We start from the raw sequence: 18661 nt of genomic DNA, 5'->3' as shown, positions 1-18661 counted from the left end.
CCCTCGTGCGGCGCCCGGCCCCCGGTGGTCCGGCGTCCGGCGGGACGGCTGCAGGCCGTTAGGCTGAACGGTGATGGCATACCTGGATCACGCGGCGACGACCCCGATGCTCGACGAGGCGTTGGAGGCGTACGTCGCCACCGCCCGCGAGGTCGGTAACGCGTCGTCGCTGCACGCGGCGGGCCGGCGCGCCCGGCGACGGGTGGAGGAGTCGCGGGAACGGGTCGCCGCCGCGCTGGGCGCCCGCCCCTCCGAGGTCGTCTTCACCGGCGGCGGCACGGAGAGCGACAACCTCGCCGTCAAGGGCGTCTTCTGGGCCCGCCGCGCCGCCGACCCGGGCCGGGTCCGGGTGGTCTCCAGCGCGGTCGAGCACCACGCGGTGCTCGACGCGGTGGACTGGCTGGCCGACCACGAGGGCGCCGAGGTGGGCTGGCTGCCGGTGGACGCCGCCGGCCGGCTGGACCCGGACCGGCTCCGCGCCGAGCTGGGCGCGCACGCCGACCGGGTCGCCGTGGTGACCGCGATGTGGGCCAACAACGAGGTCGGCACCGTCCAGCCGGTGGCCGAGCTGGCCGCGGTGGCCGCCGCGCACGGGGTGCCGTTCCACACCGACGCGATCCAGGCGGTCGGTCAGGTGCCGGTGGACTTCGCCGCCAGCGGCGTCTCGGCGCTCACCGTCACCGGGCACAAGCTCGGCGGCCCGACCGGGGTCGGTGCCCTGCTGCTGGCCCGCGACGTGCCGGCCACCCCGCTGCTGCACGGCGGCGGCCAGGAGCGCGACATCCGCTCCGGCACGCTCGACACCGCCGGCATCGTGGCCTTCGCGGTCGCCGTCGAGGCCGCGGTGAAGGGCCAGCAGGAGTACGCCGTACGGGTGGCCGCGCTCCGCGACGACCTGGTCCGGCGGGTCCGCGAGGCGGTGCCCGAGGTGGTCTTCAACGGCGACCCGACCGACCGGCTGCCCGGCAACGCGCACTTCTCCTTTCCCGGCTGCGAGGGCGACGCCCTGCTGCTCCTGCTCGACGCCCAGGGCATCGCCTGCTCCACCGGCTCGGCCTGCTCCGCCGGGGTGGCCCAGCCCTCGCACGTGCTGATCGCGATGGGCGCCGACGACGACCGGGCCCGCTCCTCGCTGCGCTTCACCCTCGGCCACACCAGCACCCCCGCCGACGTGGACGCCCTGATCGCCGCCCTCCCGGCGGCTGTCGACCGGGCCCGCCGCGCGGCCGCCCTGCGTACCCTCCGCTGACCCTCCGCCTCCCGCCCGGCCTCTCGTCGACTGTCGCCGGCTCCGAGGGGCGGCCGTTGGTGACGCTTCGCCCGGTTCGTCCCGGCCGTCGGTGCCCGAACGCGCGGCTGGCGGTGACCGGCGGCGCAGCGGGGCGGCGGGGGTGGGGACGGCGGCGCGGGGGCGGATAGGGTCGAGGGGTGCGGGAGATGTCACGGTGAGGGTTCTGGCGGCGATGTCGGGCGGGGTGGACTCCGCCGTCGCGGCGGCGCGCGCCGTGGAGGCGGGGCACGACGTGACCGGGGTGCACCTGGCGCTGGCCCGCAACCCGCAGACCTACCGCACCGGGGCGCGCGGCTGCTGCACCCTGGAGGACTCCCGGGACGCGCGGCGGGCCGCCGACGTGATCGGCATCCCGTTCTACGTCTGGGACATGGCCGAGCGGTTCCACGCCGACGTGGTGGACGACTTCGTCGCCGAGTACGCGGCCGGCCGTACCCCGAATCCCTGCCTGCGCTGCAACGAGAAGATCAAGTTCGCGGCGGTGCTGGACCGGGCGGTGGCCCTGGGCTTCGACGCGGTGGTCACCGGCCACCACGCCCGGCTCGGCGCGGACGGTCTGCTGCGCCGCAGCGTCGACCTCGCCAAGGACCAGTCGTACGTGCTCGCCGTGCTGACCCGGGAGCAGCTCGACCGGTCCCTCTTCCCGCTCGGCGACTCCACCAAGGCGCAGGTCCGCGAGGAGGCGGCCCGGCGTGGGCTGGCGGTGGCCGACAAGCCGGACTCGCACGACATCTGCTTCATCGCCGACGGCGACACCCGCGGCTTCCTCGCCGGCCGGCTCGGCGAGGCGCCCGGCGAGGTGGTCGACGCGCTCACCGGCACGGTGGTGGGCAGCCACACCGGCGCGTACGCGTACACCGTCGGGCAGCGGCGCGGCCTGCACCTGGACCGGCCCGCCCCGGACGGCCGCCCCCGCTACGTGCTCTCCATCACTCCGAAGACCAACACGGTGACCGTCGGCCCGGCCGAGGCGCTGGACGTCTCCCGGGTGCAAGCCGCCCGTCCCGTCTGGACCGGCGGCGAGCGGCCGACCGCACCGGTCGAGTGCGAGGTGCAGCTGCGCGCCCACGGCGACGTGGTCCCCGCCACCGTGGAGCTGGCCGACGACGGGCTCCGCGCCGAGCTGCGCCGTCCGGTGCGTGGGGTGGCCGCCGGGCAGGCGATCGTCGCGTACCGGCCGGACCCGGCCGGGGACGTGGTGCTCGGCTCGGCCACCATCACCGACTGACCGCCGCCGTCCGCCGCCGGCCGGCCACGCCGAGCGGCTACCCTTCGGCCGTGACTGATCAGCCTTGGCCCTGGCCCGCGGGGGCAGCAACCGGCATCGGTTCGCTGCCCGGCACCGACATCGCCGAAGCGCAGCGGGTCGTCCTCGGCGAGCTGCCCGCCCTGCCCCACCTGCCCGAACTGCCCGCCCGTGGGCCGGGCGCCGACCTCGTCGGGCGCACCGGCGGGTTGCTGGTGGAGCTGCCGGTCGAGCTCTACGCGGCCCGCTGGCGGATCGCGTTGCGCCCCGGCCGGGACCTGCGCCGGGCCCGGGACCTGATGGAACGCGACCTCGACCAGCTCGCCGAGCAGGCCGAGGGGTACACCGGGCCGGTGAAGATCCAGGCGGCCGGACCGTTCACCCTGGCGGCCGCGCTGGAGCTGCCGATCGGCGGGCGGCTGCTGCGTGACCCGGGCGCGGTGCGCGACCTGGCCGGATCCCTGGCCGAGGGGCTGCGGCTGCACGTCGGGGCGGTGGCCCGCCGGCTGCCCGGGGCGTCGGTGCTGCTCCAGCTCGACGAGCCGTCCCTGCCGGCGGTGCTCGCCGGGCGGGTGCCCACCGAGAGCGGCTTCGGCGCCCACCGGCCGGTCGGGTCCGAGGTGGCCCGCGCCCTGCTGCGCACCGTGATCGAGGCGGCGGGGGTGCCGACCGTGGTGCACTGCTGCGCGCCGGACGTGCCGCTGGAGCTGATCCGGTCGACCGGGGCGGTCGCCGTGGCGCTGGACCTCTCGCTGGTCACCGACCTGGACCCGCTCGGCGAGGCGATCGACGCCGGGCTCGGGCTGTTCGCCGGCGCCGCGCCCACCCAGCCGCCGTCCGCCGGTCGCGCGCCGACCTCGGCCGAGGTGGCCGACCGGGTACGCGCGCTCTGGGACCGCCTCGGCTTCCCGCGCCGCCAGCTCGCCGAGCAGGTGGTGGTCACCCCGGCCTGCGGCCTCGCCAACGCCACCCCGGGGTACGCCCGGGCCGTGCTGGCCGCCTGCCGGGACGCCGGTCGGCGACTGCACGAGGAGTGACGTTTTCCGTCGTACCCGGCGGGCAGGATGACCGGCATGATTGGACAGCTGCGTTCGACGGTGATCGACTGCCCCGATCCAAGGGCCCTGGCCGGCTTCTACGCCGAGCTGCTCGGCCTGCCGCTGGTGGAGGAGGACTCCGACGGCGACGACTGGGTGGTGCTCGGCGGCTCGCCGGGGCACCAGCCGCGGCTCGCCTTCCAGAAGGCGCTCAACCTGCGGGCCCCGGCCTGGCCGGACCCGGAGCGGCCCCAGCAGTTCCACCTCGACGTCACCGTCGACGACATCGAGGCGGCGGAGAAGGCGGCGCTCGCCCTCGGCGCGCGCCGGCTGCCGGGCGAGGGGGACGGCTGGCGGGTCTACGCCGACCCGGCCGGTCACCCGTTCTGCCTCTGCTGGGACTGAGCCGGTGGCGGCCGGCCGGGGGTTGCGGCCGGGCGGCATGATCGCGGGCGTGATCGACTCCTCGCCCCGCCGTGCCTCCGGTTCGCTCTTCGGTCTCGCCTACGGCGACGCCCTCGGCAAGCCGACCGAGTTCCTGACCGTCGCCGAGATCACCCGTCGCTACGGCCCGGGCGGCCCGCGTGCGCTGGTCGGCGATCCGGCGCTGGTCACCGACGACACGCAGATGGCGCTGGCCGTGGCGTGGGCGCTGCACGACGCGTCCGCGTACAACCCGGAGGTGGTCGAGCCGCTGCTGCGGCAGCGTTTCCTCGACTGGGCGGTCAGTCCGGACAACAACCGCGCCCCGGGGATGACCTGCCTGCGGGCCTGCGCCGAGCTGGGCCGTGGGCTGCGCTGGCAGGAGGCGACCGTGGCCGGTTCCAAGGGCTGCGGCGCGAACATGCGGGTCACCCCGGTCGGGCTGCTCGACGTCGACCTGGACACCCTCGCCGGGTTGGCCCAGCTCCAGGCCGGTCTCACCCACGGTCATCCGACCGGCCTGGCGGCCAGCGAGCTGACCGCGTACGCGGTGCGGTTGCTGCGCGACGGCGCGGGCCTGGCCGAACTGCCCGACCTGCTCATCGCGCGGGCGGGGGAGCAGCGGCGGGTCTACCGCGCCGACTGGCTCGGCGACCTGTGGCAGCGGCCGGGCGTGGACTCCCCGGAGGAGTTCATCGGCCGCGGCTGGGACGAGTGCCGGCAGGCGTTGGACCGGCTGGTCGCCGCGCTGGGTCGACCCGACGACGGCGGCGACCCGTGCCGGGACACCGGCGAGGCGTGGATCGCCGAGGAGGCGCTGGCCACGGCTCTGCTGTGCGCGCTGCGCCACCCCGACGACGCGGTCGCCGCGATCGCCCGGGGCGCGACCACCGCCGGCGACTCCGACTCGATCGCCGCCCTGGCCGGCGCCTTCGTCGGCGCCGCCCACGGCATGGCCGCCTGGCCGCGGGACTGGTCCACCCGCATCGAGTACGCCGACCAGCTCACCACCCTCGCCACCCGCTGGGACTGACCCCCGCGGCCACTCCCGTTGATCATGAGGTTGGCGGCGGTTCGAAGATCGACCACCACGGCAACCTCATGATCAACGCGGGTGGGGTGGCGGTCAGGTGGGGAGGTGGGGGAGGGAGCGGAGGCGGTTCCAGAGGGACTGGTCGCAGGTGCCGGCGCGGTGGGTGAAGGCGTTGCTCGGGACGGGGACGGACTCGGCCAGGTCGAGCCAGCTGTCGTGGTCGGCGTCGGGGTCCCACTCCCGGGTGGGGATGCGGACGTGGTCGTCGCGGTTGCTCTTGTCCTGACTGGTGATCTTGAGGACGTCGGCGCCCCGGTCGTCGGCGCGGAGCACCAGGCAGGGGCGCACCTTCGAGCCGGTCCCGTCGTGGAACGGGACGTCGGCCCACCAGATCTCGCCCGGTCGGGGCGTACCCGTCGGGGTGCGCGGGCGGGGCGGCGCGGTGGGGCGGGCCCGGTCGCGCGGCGGCGTGCCCCGCTCGGGCCGGGTGCGTTCGCCCCCCGCCGGGCGGCCGCCGCGTCGTCGCCACTCGTTCCAGGCCCAACCGGCGGCCACGGCCAGCACGACCAGCACCGCCCACCACACCCACTCAGGCATTCCCACCCCTGCCTCTCCGGCGCCGACGCCGCCGACGTCCGGCGATCGTCGCACGGCCGTCGGGTCGCCGCCCGTCGGGCGCGGCAGGGGTGGCGGGAGATTGTCCCACCGGCCCGATACGGTGCGGAGGTAGCGTGATCACGGGGAGATCCCACTGGTGTCCGGAGGCGGCAGGGTGTCCGAAGAAGCGATCCCTCAGCAGGTCAGCCCCGCGCAGGAGGCGGCGGCCGGCGGCGAGCCGACCCCCGAGGCGCGGGAACGGCACGCCACGCTGAGCCAGGAGCTCACCGAACACCAGTACCGCTACTACGTCCTCGACGCGCCGACCATCTCCGACGCCGAGTTCGACCGGCGGCTGCGCGAGCTGGAGGCGCTGGAGGCGGAGTTCCCGGCGCTGCGCAGCCCCGAGTCGCCCACCCAGCGGGTCGGCGGCACCTTCTCCACCGACTTCACCCCGGTCACCCACGCCGAGCGGATGCTCTCCCTCGACAACGCCTTCGCCGACGAGGAGTTGGCCGCCTGGGCCGAGCGGGTCGAGCGGGACGCCGGCGGCCCGGTGCCCTACCTGTGCGAGCTGAAGGTCGACGGCCTGGCCATCAACCTCACCTATGAGAAGGGCCGCCTGGTCCGGGCCGCCACCCGGGGCGACGGGCGCACCGGCGAGGACGTGACGGCCAACGTCCGCAGCATCCGGGACGTGCCCGGCCGGCTGACGCCGTCGGCCGAGTTCGGCGACCTGCCCGAGCTGCTGGAGGTGCGCGGCGAGATCTACTTCCCGGTGGCCGCCTTCGCCGACCTCAACGCCGGCCTGGTCGAGCAGGGCAAGGCCCCGTTCGCCAACCCGCGCAACGCCGCCGCCGGCAGCCTGCGGCAGAAGGACCCGCGGATCACCGCGTCCCGGCCGCTGCGCCTGGTGGTGCACGGCATCGGCGCCCGGCGCGGTTTCCGGCCCACCGCCCAGTCCGAGTCGTACGCGGCGCTCAAGGCGTGGGGCCTGCCGACCAGCGACCGCTGGCGGGTGGTGCCCGACCTGGCCGGCGTCGCGGACTACATCGCCTACTACGCCGAGCACCGGCACGACGTCGAGCACGAGATCGACGGCGTGGTGGTGAAGGTCGACCCGGTCTCCATCCAGGGCCGGCTCGGCTCGACCAGCCGGGCGCCGCGCTGGGCGATCGCCTTCAAGTACCCGCCGGAGGAGGTGACCACCAAGCTGCTCGACATCGACGTCAACGTCGGGCGCACCGGGCGGGTCACCCCGTTCGCCGTGCTCGAACCGGTGCGGGTGGCCGGCTCCACGGTCGCCCTGGCGACCCTGCACAACGCCCGCGAGGTGGAGCGCAAGGGGGTGCTGATCGGCGACACGGTCGTGCTGCGCAAGGCCGGCGACGTGATCCCCGAGGTGCTCGGCCCGGTGGTCGACCTGCGGCCCGCCGACGCCCGCCCGTTCGTCATGCCCACCACCTGCCCGGCCTGCGGCACCCCGCTGGCGCCGGCCAAGGAGGGCGACGTCGACATCCGCTGCCCCAACAGCCGCAGTTGCCCGGCCCAGTTGCGGGAGCGGGTGTTCCACCTGGCGGGGCGGGGCGCCTTCGACATCGAGGTGCTCGGCTACAAGGGCGCCGCCGCGCTGCTCGACGCCGACATCATCACCGACGAGGGTGACCTGTTCCAGCTCGACGCCGACCAGCTCGCCCGCTCGCCGTTCTTCGTCAACAAGGACGGCAGCCTCGGCAGCAACGCCACCAAGCTGCTGGACAACCTCGCCGTCGCCCGGGAGCGCGACCTGTGGCGGGTGCTGGTCGCGCTCTCCATCCGGCACGTCGGCCCCACCGCCGCGCAGGCCCTCGCCCGGCACTTCCGCTCGATGGAGGCGATCGACGCGGCCAGCGAGGAGGAACTCTCCTCGGTGGACGGTGTCGGCCCGACCATCGCCGCCAGCATCAAGGAATGGTTCGCCGTCGACTGGCACCGCGAGGTTGTGCAGAAGTGGGCCCGGGCCGGCGTACGGATGGCCGAGGAGGCGGTCGACGAGGGGCCACGCCCGCTGGAGGGCGTCACCGTGGTGGTGACCGGCACCCTCGCCGGGTTCAGCCGGGACCAGGCGTCCGAGGCGATCCAGAGCCTCGGCGGCAAGGTCAGCGGCTCGGTCTCCAAGAAGACCGGCTTCGTGGTGGTCGGCGACAACCCCGGTTCCAAGGCCGACAAGGCCGCCACCCTCAAGGTGCCGGTCCTCGACGAGGACGGTTTCCGGGTGCTGCTCGACCGGGGGCCGGACGCGGCCCGGGAGGTCGCCCGGGTCGAGGGGTGAACCGGCGCGCCGGCGGGGATCTTGGGGTCGTATACCAACTTAATTACGACTACGACCGATTCGTGACTGTCGCCTCGGGTTACGGCCACTCAGGGCGTTTCATTGGGGCACGGTGCGCGATCGGCGCGCGCCGTGGACCGCGTGCCCGGGAGGTGCGATGGAGACCGCCGACCCCCGCAACTCCGTCCCGCCCGGGCGGGAGGCGCGGTTCGCCGGCTTCGTCGCCGCGGTGGTCGGGCTGGCGCTGCTGGTCTCCGCCCTGCCGCTGATCGGGCTCCCCGACCGCCTGCCCCGGCTGCCGGCGGCGTTCTGGGCGATGGCGGCGCTCGCCGTCGCCTGTGACGCGCGGCCCTTCGTCCCGCCGGGCCGGCGGCACACCTCGGCCGTCTTCCCGTCCACCTGCTTCACCTTCGCGATCCTGCTCGGCTGGGGGCTGGGCCCGGCCGTGGCGGTGCAGGCCGTCGCGGTCGCCGTCTCCGGGTGGCGGATGCGCCACGCCCTCTGGCGGACCACCTTCAACGCCGCCCAGTACGCCTGCGCGCTCGGCGCCGCGTACCTGGTGCTCCGGCTCGGGCCGGGCGGACTCTTCGACGGCGGCCGGCTGGGCTGGACGGACGTGACCGCCGTCGGCGGCGCCACCCTCACCTGGTTCGCCGTCAACTACGGCCTGGTCAGCGGCGCGCTGCGGCTGCGCTTCGGCGGCCGGTGGTGGCCGAGCGTGCGCCAGGCGCTGCCGTACGAGCTGCTCTCCACCGGTTCGCTGCTGCTGCTCGCCCCAGTGCTGGTCACCGCCGCCCGGGCCAGCGCCGCGCTGATCCCGCTGGTGCTGGTGCCGCTCTTCGCCGTCTACCGGATGTCCCGGCTCTCCACCGAGCAGGAACACCTCGCCGCGCTGGACCCGCTCACCGGCCTGCCCAACCGCAAGGCGCTGCTCGCCGAGGTGGCCGAGCAGGTGCACCTGCACGCCGAGCGGGTCGCCAAGGGCGACCGGGACGCCCACCTGGCCCTGCTCCTGATCGACCTGGACCGGTTCAAGAACGTCAACGACGCGCTCGGCCACGCCGTCGGCGACCGGCTGCTGGTCGAGGTGAGCGCCCGGCTGGTGGACGTCGTCGGCGGCCGGGACATGCTGGCCCGCCTCGGCGGGGACGAGTTCGCGATCGTCGCCGGCCGGCTCGACGGCGTGGACGAGGCCCGCGAGCTGGCCGACCGGGTGGTCGCGGCGCTCACCGAACCGGTGTCGCTGGACGGGCTGCCGCTGGACGTCGGCGCCTCGATCGGCATCGCGCTCTTCCCCGAGCACGGCGAGGACTTCGCCACCCTGATGCGCCACGCCGACGTGGCGATGTACGACGCCAAGCACCGCAACGACACCATCGCCGTCTACGCCGCCGAGTCGGACCACAACTCGGCCGAGCGCCTGGGGCTCCTGGCCGACCTGCGCCGCGTACTCGAGGCGGGGCCGCCCGCCGGGCGGACCGTGCGGGGCGGCGACGGCGCCGCGCTGCCCGCCCGGCTCGCCGCCGGGACGGACGCCGGGGGACCGGACGGCGCCGGGGCGAACGGCGCGGGCGGGCGGTGGTGGCCCCGGCGCCGGCGGGCGCGGATCGCGGTGGACGGCTCCGACGAACTGCTGAACCAGATCCTGACCGGCGCCGACCCGACCCGCCGCCGCGCCGGGCAGCCCGCCGCCGAGCCCGAGCGGCCCGAGCCGCCGGCCGTTCCCGCCCCGGTGGAACGGGCCGAGGACGCGGCGGCCGACGTCGGCGTCATCACGATGTACTACCAACCGCAGATCGCCATCGCCACCGGCGAGGTCGTCGGGGTGGAGGCGCTGCTGCGCTGGCGGCACCCGCGCCGGGGCATGGTGGACCCGGAGGAGCTGATCCGGGTGGCCGAGCAGAGCGCGGTGATGCGGCTGCTCACCCAGCGGGTGGTCGACGACGTGGTGGAACAGCTGGCCAAGTGGTCGGCGGCCGGCATCCACCTGCGGGCGGCGCTCAACGTCAGCGTCCGTGACCTGCACACCGGCGAGATCGCCGACCGGATCGCCGACCGGCTGGCCGCCTTCGGGGTGGCCCCCGAACGCCTGCAACTGGAGATCACCGAGGGCGCGCTGATGGCCGACCCCCGGCGGGTGCTCACCACCATCTCCCGGCTGCACCGGATCGGGGTGGCCATCTCCCTGGACGACTTCGGCACCGGGTACTCGTCGTTGCAGCACCTGCGCCGGCTGCCGCTGGCCGAGGTGAAGGTGGACCGATCGTTCGTCCTCGGGATGGCCGACGACGCCGACGACGCCGCCATCGTCCGGTCGATGATCGAGCTGGCCGGCGCGCTCGGCCTGCGGGTGGTCGCCGAGGGCGTGGAGGACGAGCGGACCTGGCGGATGCTGCACGCGGCCGGCTGCGACGTGGCGCAGGGCTGGTTCCACGCCCGCCCGATGCCGGCCGACGAGCTGGTGACCTGGCTGGCCCGGTACCGGCCGGTGCACCCGACCGGCGGCCCGGACGCCGACGCGCCGCGCCGCCCCACCCGCTGACTCGGCGGTGGTGGGCCGACCGGTGAGGCGGCCGTGGCGGGCCGACCGGCTGAGCCGGCGCAGGCGACGGAACGTCCCGCCGGGCGGGTGCGGGGGGAGTCGGAGGCGTCGGCGTGACCGCAGGACAATAGACTCGCTCCGGTCACCGCGCGTCATCTCCGATCGCGCGGCCGGCACACCGCAGACGCAGCAGGACAGCCACGAAGGGGGCACCGATGGCCGCCATCTCCCGCGAGGAGGTCGCGCACCTGGCGCGACTGTCGCGGCTCGCCGTCACCGAGGAGGAGTTGGACGTCTTCGCCGGCCAGCTCGACGTGATCCTTCAGTCGGTGGCCCAGGTCGGCGAGGTCGCCGCGGCGGACATCCCGCCGACCTCCCACTCGGTGCCGCTGACCAACGTGCTCCGCGAGGACGTGGTGACGCCGTGCCTGACCCCGGAGGAGGCACTGTCCGGCGCGCCCGACGCCGACCAGCAGCGGTTCCGCGTCCCGCGGATCCTGGACGAGGATGTGGCCTCATGAGCGACCTGACGAAGCTGACCGCGACGGAGATCGCCGGTCTCGTCGCCAGCGGGGAGACCTCCGCCGTCGAGGTGACCCAGGCCCACCTGGGCCGGATCGCCGCCGTCGACGACCGGGTGCACGCCTTCCTGCACGTCGACACCGAGGGCGCGCTGGCCGCCGCCCGGGCGGTCGACGAGCGTCGGGCCGCCGGCGAGGAACTGGGCCCGCTGGCCGGCGTGCCGGTCGCCGTGAAGGACGTGCTCACCACCAAGGGCGTGCCGACCACCGTCGGGTCGAAGATCCTCGAGGGGTGGCGCCCGCCGTACGACGCGACGATCGTGCAGCGGCTGCGCGCCGCCGGCACGGTGATGCTCGGCAAGACCAACATGGACGAGTTCGCGATGGGCTCCTCCACCGAATACTCCGCGTACGGCCCGACCCACAACCCGTGGGACCTGGACCGGATCCCGGGCGGCTCCGGTGGCGGCAGCGCCGCCGCGCTGGCCGCGTACGAGGCGCCGCTGGCGATCGGCTCGGACACCGGCGGCTCGATCCGCCAGCCCGGCGCGGTCACCGGCACCGTCGGCGCGAAGCCCACCTACGGCGGCACCTCCCGGTACGGCCTGGTGGCGTTCTCCTCGTCGCTGGACACCCCCGGTCCGTGTGCCCGTACCGTGCTCGACGCCGCGCTGCTGCACCAGGTGATCGGCGGGCACGACCCGCGCGACTCGACCTCCATCCCGGCCCCGGTGCCGGACGTGGTGGCCGCCGCGAAGCTCGGCGCCACCGGCGACCTGACCGGCGTGAAGCTCGGCATCGTCACCGAGTTCACCGGCGAGGGCGCGGAGCCGGGCGTGATGGCGGCCTTCCGCGAGTCGGTCGACACCCTGGCCAAGCTGGGCGCCGAGATCGTCGAGGTGTCCTGCCCGCACTTCCGGTACGCCCTGCCGGCGTACTACCTGATCGCGCCCAGCGAGTGCTCCTCCAACCTGGCCCGGTTCGACGGCGTCCGGTTCGGCCTGCGGGTCGGCGACGACGGCAACCGGTCGCTGGAGGAGGTCATGTCGCTGACCCGGGAGGCCGGCTTCGGCGCCGAGGTCAAGCGGCGCATCATGATCGGCACGTACGCCCTCTCCTCGGGCTACTACGACGCCTACTACGGGCAGGCGCAGAAGGTCCGCACCCTGATCACCCGGGACTTCACCGCGGCCTTCGAGCGGGTCGACGCGCTGATCTCGCCGACCACCCCGTTCGTGGCGTTCCCGATCGGCGCGCGCACCTCGGACCCGTACCAGATGTACCTGGCGGACCTGTTCACCATCCCGACCAACCTGTACGGCGGCCCGGGCATCTCGGTGCCGTGCGGCCTTTCCGACGGCCTCCCCGTCGGCCTGCAGGTGATGGCCCCGACGATGGCCGACGACCGGATGTACCGGGTCGCCGCCGCGCTGGAGTCCGTGGTCGGCACGTTCACCCCACCGGCGCTGTGAGGCAGGAGCTCAGATGACCACGACACTGCCCGCGTACGACGAGGTCGTCGCGCGCTACGAACCGGTGATCGGCCTGGAGACCCACGTCGAGCTGGGCACGAACACCAAGATGTTCTGCGGCTGCCCGACCGACTTCGGCGGCGAGCCGAACACCCGGGTCTGCCCGGTCTGCCTGGGCCTGCCCGGCTCGCTGCCGGTGGCCAACAAGGCGGCCATCGAGGCGACCATCCGGATCGGCCTGGCGCTGAACTGCTCCATCGCCGAGTGGTGCCGCTTCGCCCGGAAGAACTACTTCTACCCGGACATGCCGAAGGACTTCCAGATCAGCCAGTACGACGAGCCGCTGTGCTTCGACGGCTACCTGGACGTCGAGGTCGGCGGCGAGCTGGTGCGGATCGGCATCGAGCGGGTGCACCTGGAGGAGGACACCGGCAAGACGCTGCACGTCGGCGGCGCCACCGGCCGCATCCACGGCGCGACCGAATCGCTGGTCGACTACAACCGCGCCGGCATCCCGCTGGTGGAGATCGTCACCAAGCCGGTGCCGGGCACCGGCGCGCTGGCGCCGGAGGTGGCCCGGGCGTACGTCACCGAGCTGCGCGACGTGCTCCGCTCGCTGGGCGTCTCCGACGTGCGGATGGAGGAGGGCTCGCTGCGCTGCGACGTGAACACCTCCCTCAACCTGCCCGGCGAGGAGTGGGGCACCCGCACCGAGACCAAGAACGTCAACTCGCTGCGCTCGGTGGAACGGGCGGTCCGCTCGGAGATGCTGCGGCAGGCCGCCGTGCTCGACGCCGGCGGGAAGATCACCCAGGAGACCCGGCACTTCCACGAGGACACCGGCGACACCACGCCGGGCCGGTCGAAGGAGACCGCCACCGACTACCGGTACTTCCCGGAGCCGGACCTGGTGCCGCTCGCCCCGGACACCACCTGGGTGGCCGAGCTGAAGGCCGCCCTGCCGGAGCTGCCCCGGCTGCACCGCCGCCGGCTGCAGCAGGAGTGGGGCCTGTCCGACCTGGACATGCAGTCGGTGCTCAACGCCGGCGCGGTCGAGCTGATCGAGGCCACCATCGCCGCCGGCGCGACCCCGGCCGCCGCCCGCAAGTGGTGGCTGGGTGAGCTGTCCAGGCGGGCCAACGAGGCCGGCATCGAGCTGGCCGACGTCGGGGCCACCCCGGCGCAGGTCGCCGAGCTCCAGGGCCTGGTCGACGCCGGCAAGCTCAACGACAAGCTGGCCCGTACCGTCCTGGAGGGCGTGGTGGCCGGCGAGGGCTCGCCGACCCAGATCATGGCCAACCGGAACCTGGAGGTCGTCTCCGACACCGGCGCGCTCACCGCCGCCGTGGACGAGGCCATCGCCGCCAACCCGGAGGTCGCGGACAAGATCCGCAGCGGCAAGGTCGCCGCGGCCGGCGCGCTGGTCGGCGCGGTCATGAAGACCACCCGCGGCCAGGCCGACGCCAAGACCGTCCGTGAGCTGATCCTGGAGCGCCTCGGCGCCCAGGGCTGAGCCCGACACGTCGAAGGCCGCCGTCGCAACCCGGCGGCGGCCTTCCCGCTTCCCCCCGAGTACGCGCGATCCGCGCCACCCCTCGCGAGGGCGTCAACGGCGACGCCCGGATGGAGTCACCGTGAACGAGCACGACCTCGACGTCCTCGACGAGATCCAGCGGCGGGTGCTCTGGCTCGCCACCCGGATCGTGGACGCGGCCAACCACGACCGGGACACCGGCGACGGGGTGAAGGTCGGCGGCCACCAGGCCTCCAGCGCCTCCCTGGTCACCGCGATGACCGCGCTCTGGTTCGCCCACCTCGACGCCGAGGACCGGGTCGCCGTCAAGCCGCACGCCTCGCCGGTGTTCCACGCCATCCAGTACCTGCTGGGCAACCTGGACCGGTCGTACCTGCCGAAGCTGCGGGCGCGAGGCGGGCTCCAGTCGTACCCGTCGCGCACCAAGGACCCGGACGAGGTGGACTTCTCCACCGGCTCCGTCGGGCTCGGCGCCGCCGCGCCGCTGTTCGCCGCGGTCACCCGCCGCTACGTCGACGCGCACTTCGGGGCGCGTCCGCACTCCCGGTTCGTCGCCCTGATCGGCGACGCCGAGCTGGACGAGGGGAACATCTGGGAGGCCGTCGCCGACCCGGCCACCACCGGGCTGGGCAACGTGATGTGGCTGGTCGACTTCAACCGCCAGTCGCTGGACCGGGTCGTCCCCGGCATCCGGATCAACCAGTGGCGGGGCCAGTTCGAGGCCGCCGGCTGGCACGTCGTGGAGGTCAAGTACGGCCGCAAGCTCGCCGAGGCGTACGCCCGGCCGGGCGGCGCGGCGCTGCGCGACTGGATCGACCTGATGCCCAACGAGCAGTACCAGTCGCTGTTCGGGCTGGCCGGGCCGGCCCTGCGCAAGCAGTTCCTCGACGGCGCGCCGGCCGAGGTGGGCGCCTTCGTCGCGGACATCGGAGACGACGAGCTGGGCCCGCTGGTGACCGACCTGGGCGGGCACGACCTGGAAGCCATGCTCGACGCGTACGCCCAGTGCGACGCGGTCACCGACCGGCCCAGCGTGGTCTTCGCGTACACCGTCAAGGGGTGGGGGCTGCCGATCGCCGGCAACCCGCGCAACCACTCCGCGCTGCTCAGCACCGAGCAGGTCGACGCGTTGCGCGACGCCAACGGCCTGACCACCGAGACCGAGTGGGACCGCCTCGACCCGGCGTCGCCGGCCGGCATCCGGGCCGGCGAGCGCCGGGAGGCGCTGTCCCGCGCGCCCCGCGAGCGGTCGCTGGGGGTCACCGTCCCGGAGACCACCCGGGTACGCGCCAACAAGCCCGTCTCCACCCAGGAGGTCTTCGGCCGGGTGCTGGTCGACCTGGCCCGGGATCCCGCCGTCGCGCCGTACCTGGTGACCACCGCGCCGGACGTGGCCACCTCCACCAACCTCGCCGGCTTCATCAACAAGACCGGCGTCTTCGCCCCCACCGAGCAGCGCTCGTGGACCGAGGACCGGATGCTGCGCTGGACGGAGAGCCCCGCCGGCCAGCACATCGAGCTGGGCATCTCGGAGATGAACCTGTTCCTGCTGCTCGGGCAGCTCGGCCTGTCGTGGGACCTGTCGGGGCAGCCGCTGCTGCCGATCGGCACCGTCTACGACCCGTTCGTCCTGCGCGGCCTGGACGCGTTCCTCTACGGCACCTACTCGGGCTCCCGGTTCGTGGTCGCCGGCACCCCGTCGGGCATCACCCTCGCCCCCGAGGGCGGCGCCCACCAGTCGACCATCACCGCCTCCGTCGGCCTGGAACTGCCCGGCGTCACCTTCCTCGAGCCGGCGTACGCGGCCAGCCTGGACTGGCTGCTCTGCGACGCGCTCGGGCAGATCGCCGGTGGGTCGACGCCGGCGGCCACCGCCGCGCCGGCCGAGGACGGGGCGTACTACTTCCGGCTGAGCACCCGACCGATCGACCAGGCGCCGTTCGAGGCGGCCCGGGCCCGGATCTCCGACGCGGTGCTGCGGCGGCAGGTGGTGGCCGGGGCGTACCGGCTGGTCGACGCGCACCAGGCGTACCCGCAGCTGGCGGACGCCCCGGTGGTCACCCTGGCCGGCTCCGGCGCGGTGCTGCCGGAGGTGCTCGCGGCGGCCGCGGAGCTGGCGGAGGAGGGCATCGCCGCGCACGTGGTGGACGTGACCTCGCTGGACCGGCTCTACCGGGCCTGGCAGCGGACCCTGCGCCAGGGTGTGCGGACCGCGACCGTGCCGAGCGTGCCCGGCGCGCTGCGAGCGGCGTTCGGCGACCGGGCCCCGGTGGTGACCGTGCACGACGCCGCCTCGCACGCGATGGCCTGGCTGGGCTCGGCGCTCGGCGTGCCGGCTGTGCCGCTCGGGGTGGACGAGTTCGGCCAGTCCGGCAGCGTCCGCGAGCTGTACGAGCTGCACGACCTGCTGCCCGGCAGCATCGTCAACGCCGCCCTGGCCGCGCTGTCCCTGCGCTGAGCCAGGGGCGCGAAGCCTGAGCCGAGCCCGCCCCGCCGCCATCCGCCCGTGGCGGGGGCGGGACCGGCCCGGTTCGCGTCGGGCGCATCGACCCAGCGGTCCCGGCCCCCGTCCGGTCCGTTGCGGAGGCCGGTGGCGGCGGCCGGACCGGCTCGGTTCGCGTCGGGCGCACGGACCGAGCGTTCCCGGCCTCCCGTCGGGCTGTTTCGGAGGCGCCTGTCAATCACCCGGGGTGAGGGTCGCGGAGGGTGACGGTCGGCGTGGGGCCGCGCACCTCCGGTCCCCCCTTTGCTCTGCTGCCCTCCCGGCAACACCGCTACTGACCAGGGCATCGCCGACAAGGATCTCCAGATGCTCAATCACCTTGGGTGACTGTCGCCTCCGCGGCAGCAGAGCAAAGCGTGTGAGCCGGAGTGCCGGTAGCGGAGAGAAGCTTGCGCTGGGTGACGATCCCCGGAGCCGGAGCCGGAGCCGGAGCCCAAGACGTGCTTGCGGGTCCCGGCGTCGGCTGGGCAGCCAGCGCTCGGCCCTGGGCCGCTGTCGGCACGAGCCGGCCGTGCGGCTCGCTGCCGTCGGATCGTGGCCGGGGTGGGTCAGCGGGTCGGGGTGGGGGTGACGGGGACCGGGGCACCCTTCGCCGGCTCCTTGACCACGTGGCGTTCCAGGTTGACCTGCGCCTGTCCGGTGCCGCCGACCGTGATGTCGTCGTAGGCCTGGAGCAGTTTCTGCTGGTCGAAGTAGAGCACGGTCATCGACAGCGGGGTCGGCTTCTCGCCCTCCAGACCGCGCAGCCCGGCCCCGCCGGTGGAGCCCTCCACCATCAACTGGGTGGACTGCTTGCCGAGCTGCTGCGGCAGCTTGGACACCTGCCGGGCGTGGGTGTGCCCGGCGAGTACCAGGGGGCAGGTGCCGGAGAGCGGGCCGGCCGAGGCCGGGTCGTGCACCAGCGCGATGTTCACCGGTCGGGGTGACCGCTGGACCGTGGCGGCGAGCTGCTCACCGGCCCCGATCACCTGTTCGGCGACCTGCTTGGTCAGGCCGCTGCCGGCCGGCGAGGTCTCCTTGTCCGGGGTGAACCGGGGGTCGCCGATCCCGGCGATGGTCAGCCCGGCGACCGTGGTGGTCGAGTTGTTGAGCACGATCGCGTTGGGCTGCCGGGCCACCGCCGCAGCGGTGCGCGAGGAGTCGTGGTTGCCCCGGATGTAGACGTACGGCTTCTTGAGCAGCCCGATCGAGCCCACGAAGGAGGCCTCCGGCTCGCTGCCCCAGTCGGTGATGTCGCCGGTGTCGATCACCACGTCGATGTCGAACTGCTCCACCACGGTGCGGATCAGCTGCCAGCCGGTCGGGTTGAGGTGCATGTCCGACACGTGCAGCACCCGGGTGGTGCCGGGCGCCGGCTCGTACACCGGCAGCGCCGAGACCGTGGTGTAGAGCTGGCTGACGTTGCCGACGATGCGCTGCAGCTGCTCGGCGTAGCGCGAGTAGTCGTTGGCGATGCGGCGGGCGTCGCCGACGATCGCCGGGGCGTTGACCAGCAGCCCCTCGTACCGTGGCTCCTCGATCGCCTGGGGGCGCAGGGTGCCCGCGGCGAGCCCCAGGCTGCCGGCGGTGACCGCCAGCGCGAGCCCGGTGGACCACGCGGTGCGGCGGACGTCCCGGAAGATCAGCCCGGCCAGCAGCAGCGTGGCCAGCACGGACGACCCGGCGGTACGCAGCCCGAGCCGCATCACGCCGTCGCGGACGTCCTCCACCGCCGACAGGCTGGCCCGGTTGATGCTGGCCGGGTCGTCGATCAGCGCCTCGGTCTTGCGCTGGTCCAGCGCGCCCAGCCGGACGGTCAGGTGGGTCGGCCCGTCGTGGCTGTCGAGCTGGAGCGCGCCCAGCGGCGGGACGTCGACGGTGGTGCTGCCCTTGACTGCCGGGGCGAGGGTGAGGTTGGCCCGGAACGGGCCGATGTCGGTGTTCACCCGGCCGCCGGCCAGCACCCCGATCACGGCTCCGGCCAGCGCCACCGTCAGGACGGCGAGCACCACGCCCACCCGCCGGGCCCACCCCGACCGGCCCGACCGGCCGGCCCGGTCCCGCCCGGGCGGCCAGCGTCGCTCACGCCGGGCCGGGGGAGTGTCCTCGTCCTCGGGCCCGCGCTGCTCGTTCTCCCCACCGTCCATGCTGAGATTCTGACCTGCCCAATGA

13 protein-coding genes are annotated in these 18661 nt (G+C 74.5%); 11 read left to right on the top strand and 2 right to left on the bottom strand.

The annotated features are described in order from the left end of the window. The first annotated feature begins 73 nt into the window (after window positions 1-73). The 5 genes from ACTMS9_RS19600 to ACTMS9_RS19580 all read left to right on the top strand — a co-directional run bounded on the left by ACTMS9_RS19600 (window position 74) and on the right by ACTMS9_RS19580 (window position 5030). On the top strand, window positions 74-1249 hold the full coding sequence (locus ACTMS9_RS19600) for a cysteine desulfurase family protein (RefSeq protein WP_441144684.1): 1176 nt from the start codon (window positions 74-76) through the stop codon (window positions 1247-1249). 196 nt (window positions 1250-1445) lie between these two features. Further along, window positions 1446-2519 carry a tRNA 2-thiouridine(34) synthase MnmA gene (gene mnmA / locus ACTMS9_RS19595; protein ID WP_441165637.1) on the top strand — a complete coding sequence of 358 codons (1074 nt, stop codon included), beginning with the start codon at window positions 1446-1448 and terminating at the stop codon, window positions 2517-2519. Between the two features lie 50 nt (window positions 2520-2569). After that, window positions 2570-3574 carry a methionine synthase gene (locus tag ACTMS9_RS19590; RefSeq protein WP_441144680.1) on the top strand — a complete coding sequence of 335 codons (1005 nt, stop codon included), beginning with the start codon at window positions 2570-2572 and terminating at the stop codon, window positions 3572-3574. Between the two features lie 36 nt (window positions 3575-3610). After that, a complete protein-coding gene (locus ACTMS9_RS19585; protein WP_280840642.1) occupies window positions 3611-3979 on the top strand; it encodes a VOC family protein in 369 nt (122 codons plus the stop codon). Between the two features lie 37 nt (window positions 3980-4016). Next, window positions 4017-5030: an ADP-ribosylglycohydrolase family protein gene (locus ACTMS9_RS19580; RefSeq protein WP_441165669.1), complete on the top strand. Its 1014-nt coding sequence runs from the start codon at window positions 4017-4019 to the stop codon at window positions 5028-5030. Between the two features lie 93 nt (window positions 5031-5123). Here ACTMS9_RS19580 and ACTMS9_RS19575 read toward each other — a convergent pair whose 3' ends face one another. Then, a complete protein-coding gene (locus tag ACTMS9_RS19575) occupies window positions 5124-5627 on the bottom strand; it encodes a type II toxin-antitoxin system PemK/MazF family toxin (RefSeq protein ID WP_441165636.1) in 504 nt (167 codons plus the stop codon). Window positions 5628-5802: 175 nt separating this feature from the next. Here ACTMS9_RS19575 and ligA point away from each other — a divergent pair, with 175 nt between their 5' ends. The 6 genes from ligA (at window position 5803) to ACTMS9_RS19545 (ending at window position 16465) form a co-directional block, all read left to right on the top strand. After that, on the top strand, window positions 5803-7938 hold the full coding sequence (ligA, locus tag ACTMS9_RS19570) for an NAD-dependent DNA ligase LigA (protein ID WP_441165635.1): 2136 nt from the start codon (window positions 5803-5805) through the stop codon (window positions 7936-7938). A gap of 157 nt (window positions 7939-8095) precedes the next feature. Continuing rightward, the gene (locus tag ACTMS9_RS19565) at window positions 8096-10480 is read left to right on the top strand and encodes a putative bifunctional diguanylate cyclase/phosphodiesterase (protein ID WP_441165634.1); all 2385 of its coding nucleotides are present in this window, start codon (window positions 8096-8098) and stop codon (window positions 10478-10480) included. 215 nt (window positions 10481-10695) lie between these two features. Next, window positions 10696-11001 (top strand): Asp-tRNA(Asn)/Glu-tRNA(Gln) amidotransferase subunit GatC, encoded by a 306-nt coding sequence (gene gatC, locus ACTMS9_RS19560; protein WP_088963593.1) that lies wholly within the window; start codon window positions 10696-10698, stop codon window positions 10999-11001. Beyond that, entirely contained in the window at window positions 10998-12473 is a 1476-nt protein-coding gene (gatA, locus tag ACTMS9_RS19555) for an Asp-tRNA(Asn)/Glu-tRNA(Gln) amidotransferase subunit GatA (RefSeq protein ID WP_154943319.1), read from the top strand. Before gatC ends, gatA begins: the two co-directional genes overlap by 4 nt. 13 nt (window positions 12474-12486) lie before the next feature. Further along, window positions 12487-13986, top strand: a complete 1500-nt coding sequence (gene gatB / locus ACTMS9_RS19550; RefSeq protein WP_441144667.1) for an Asp-tRNA(Asn)/Glu-tRNA(Gln) amidotransferase subunit GatB — start codon at window positions 12487-12489, stop codon at window positions 13984-13986. A gap of 121 nt (window positions 13987-14107) precedes the next feature. Further along, complete coding sequence (locus ACTMS9_RS19545) at window positions 14108-16465, top strand: transketolase-like TK C-terminal-containing protein (protein ID WP_441165633.1); 2358 nt, start codon at window positions 14108-14110, stop codon at window positions 16463-16465. Window positions 16466-17058: 593 nt separating this feature from the next. Here ACTMS9_RS19545 and ACTMS9_RS19540 read toward each other — a convergent pair. Continuing rightward, window positions 17059-18636 carry a metallophosphoesterase gene (locus tag ACTMS9_RS19540; protein ID WP_441165632.1) on the bottom strand — a complete coding sequence of 526 codons (1578 nt, stop codon included), beginning with the start codon at window positions 18634-18636 and terminating at the stop codon, window positions 17059-17061. Window positions 18637-18661 lie beyond the last annotated feature (25 nt).

The organism is Micromonospora sp. L31 (genome assembly GCF_052068075.1).
Classification (GTDB): Bacteria; Actinomycetota; Actinomycetes; order Mycobacteriales; family Micromonosporaceae; genus Micromonospora; species Micromonospora purpureochromogenes.
This window is presented reverse-complemented; position numbering and strand designations above follow the sequence as displayed.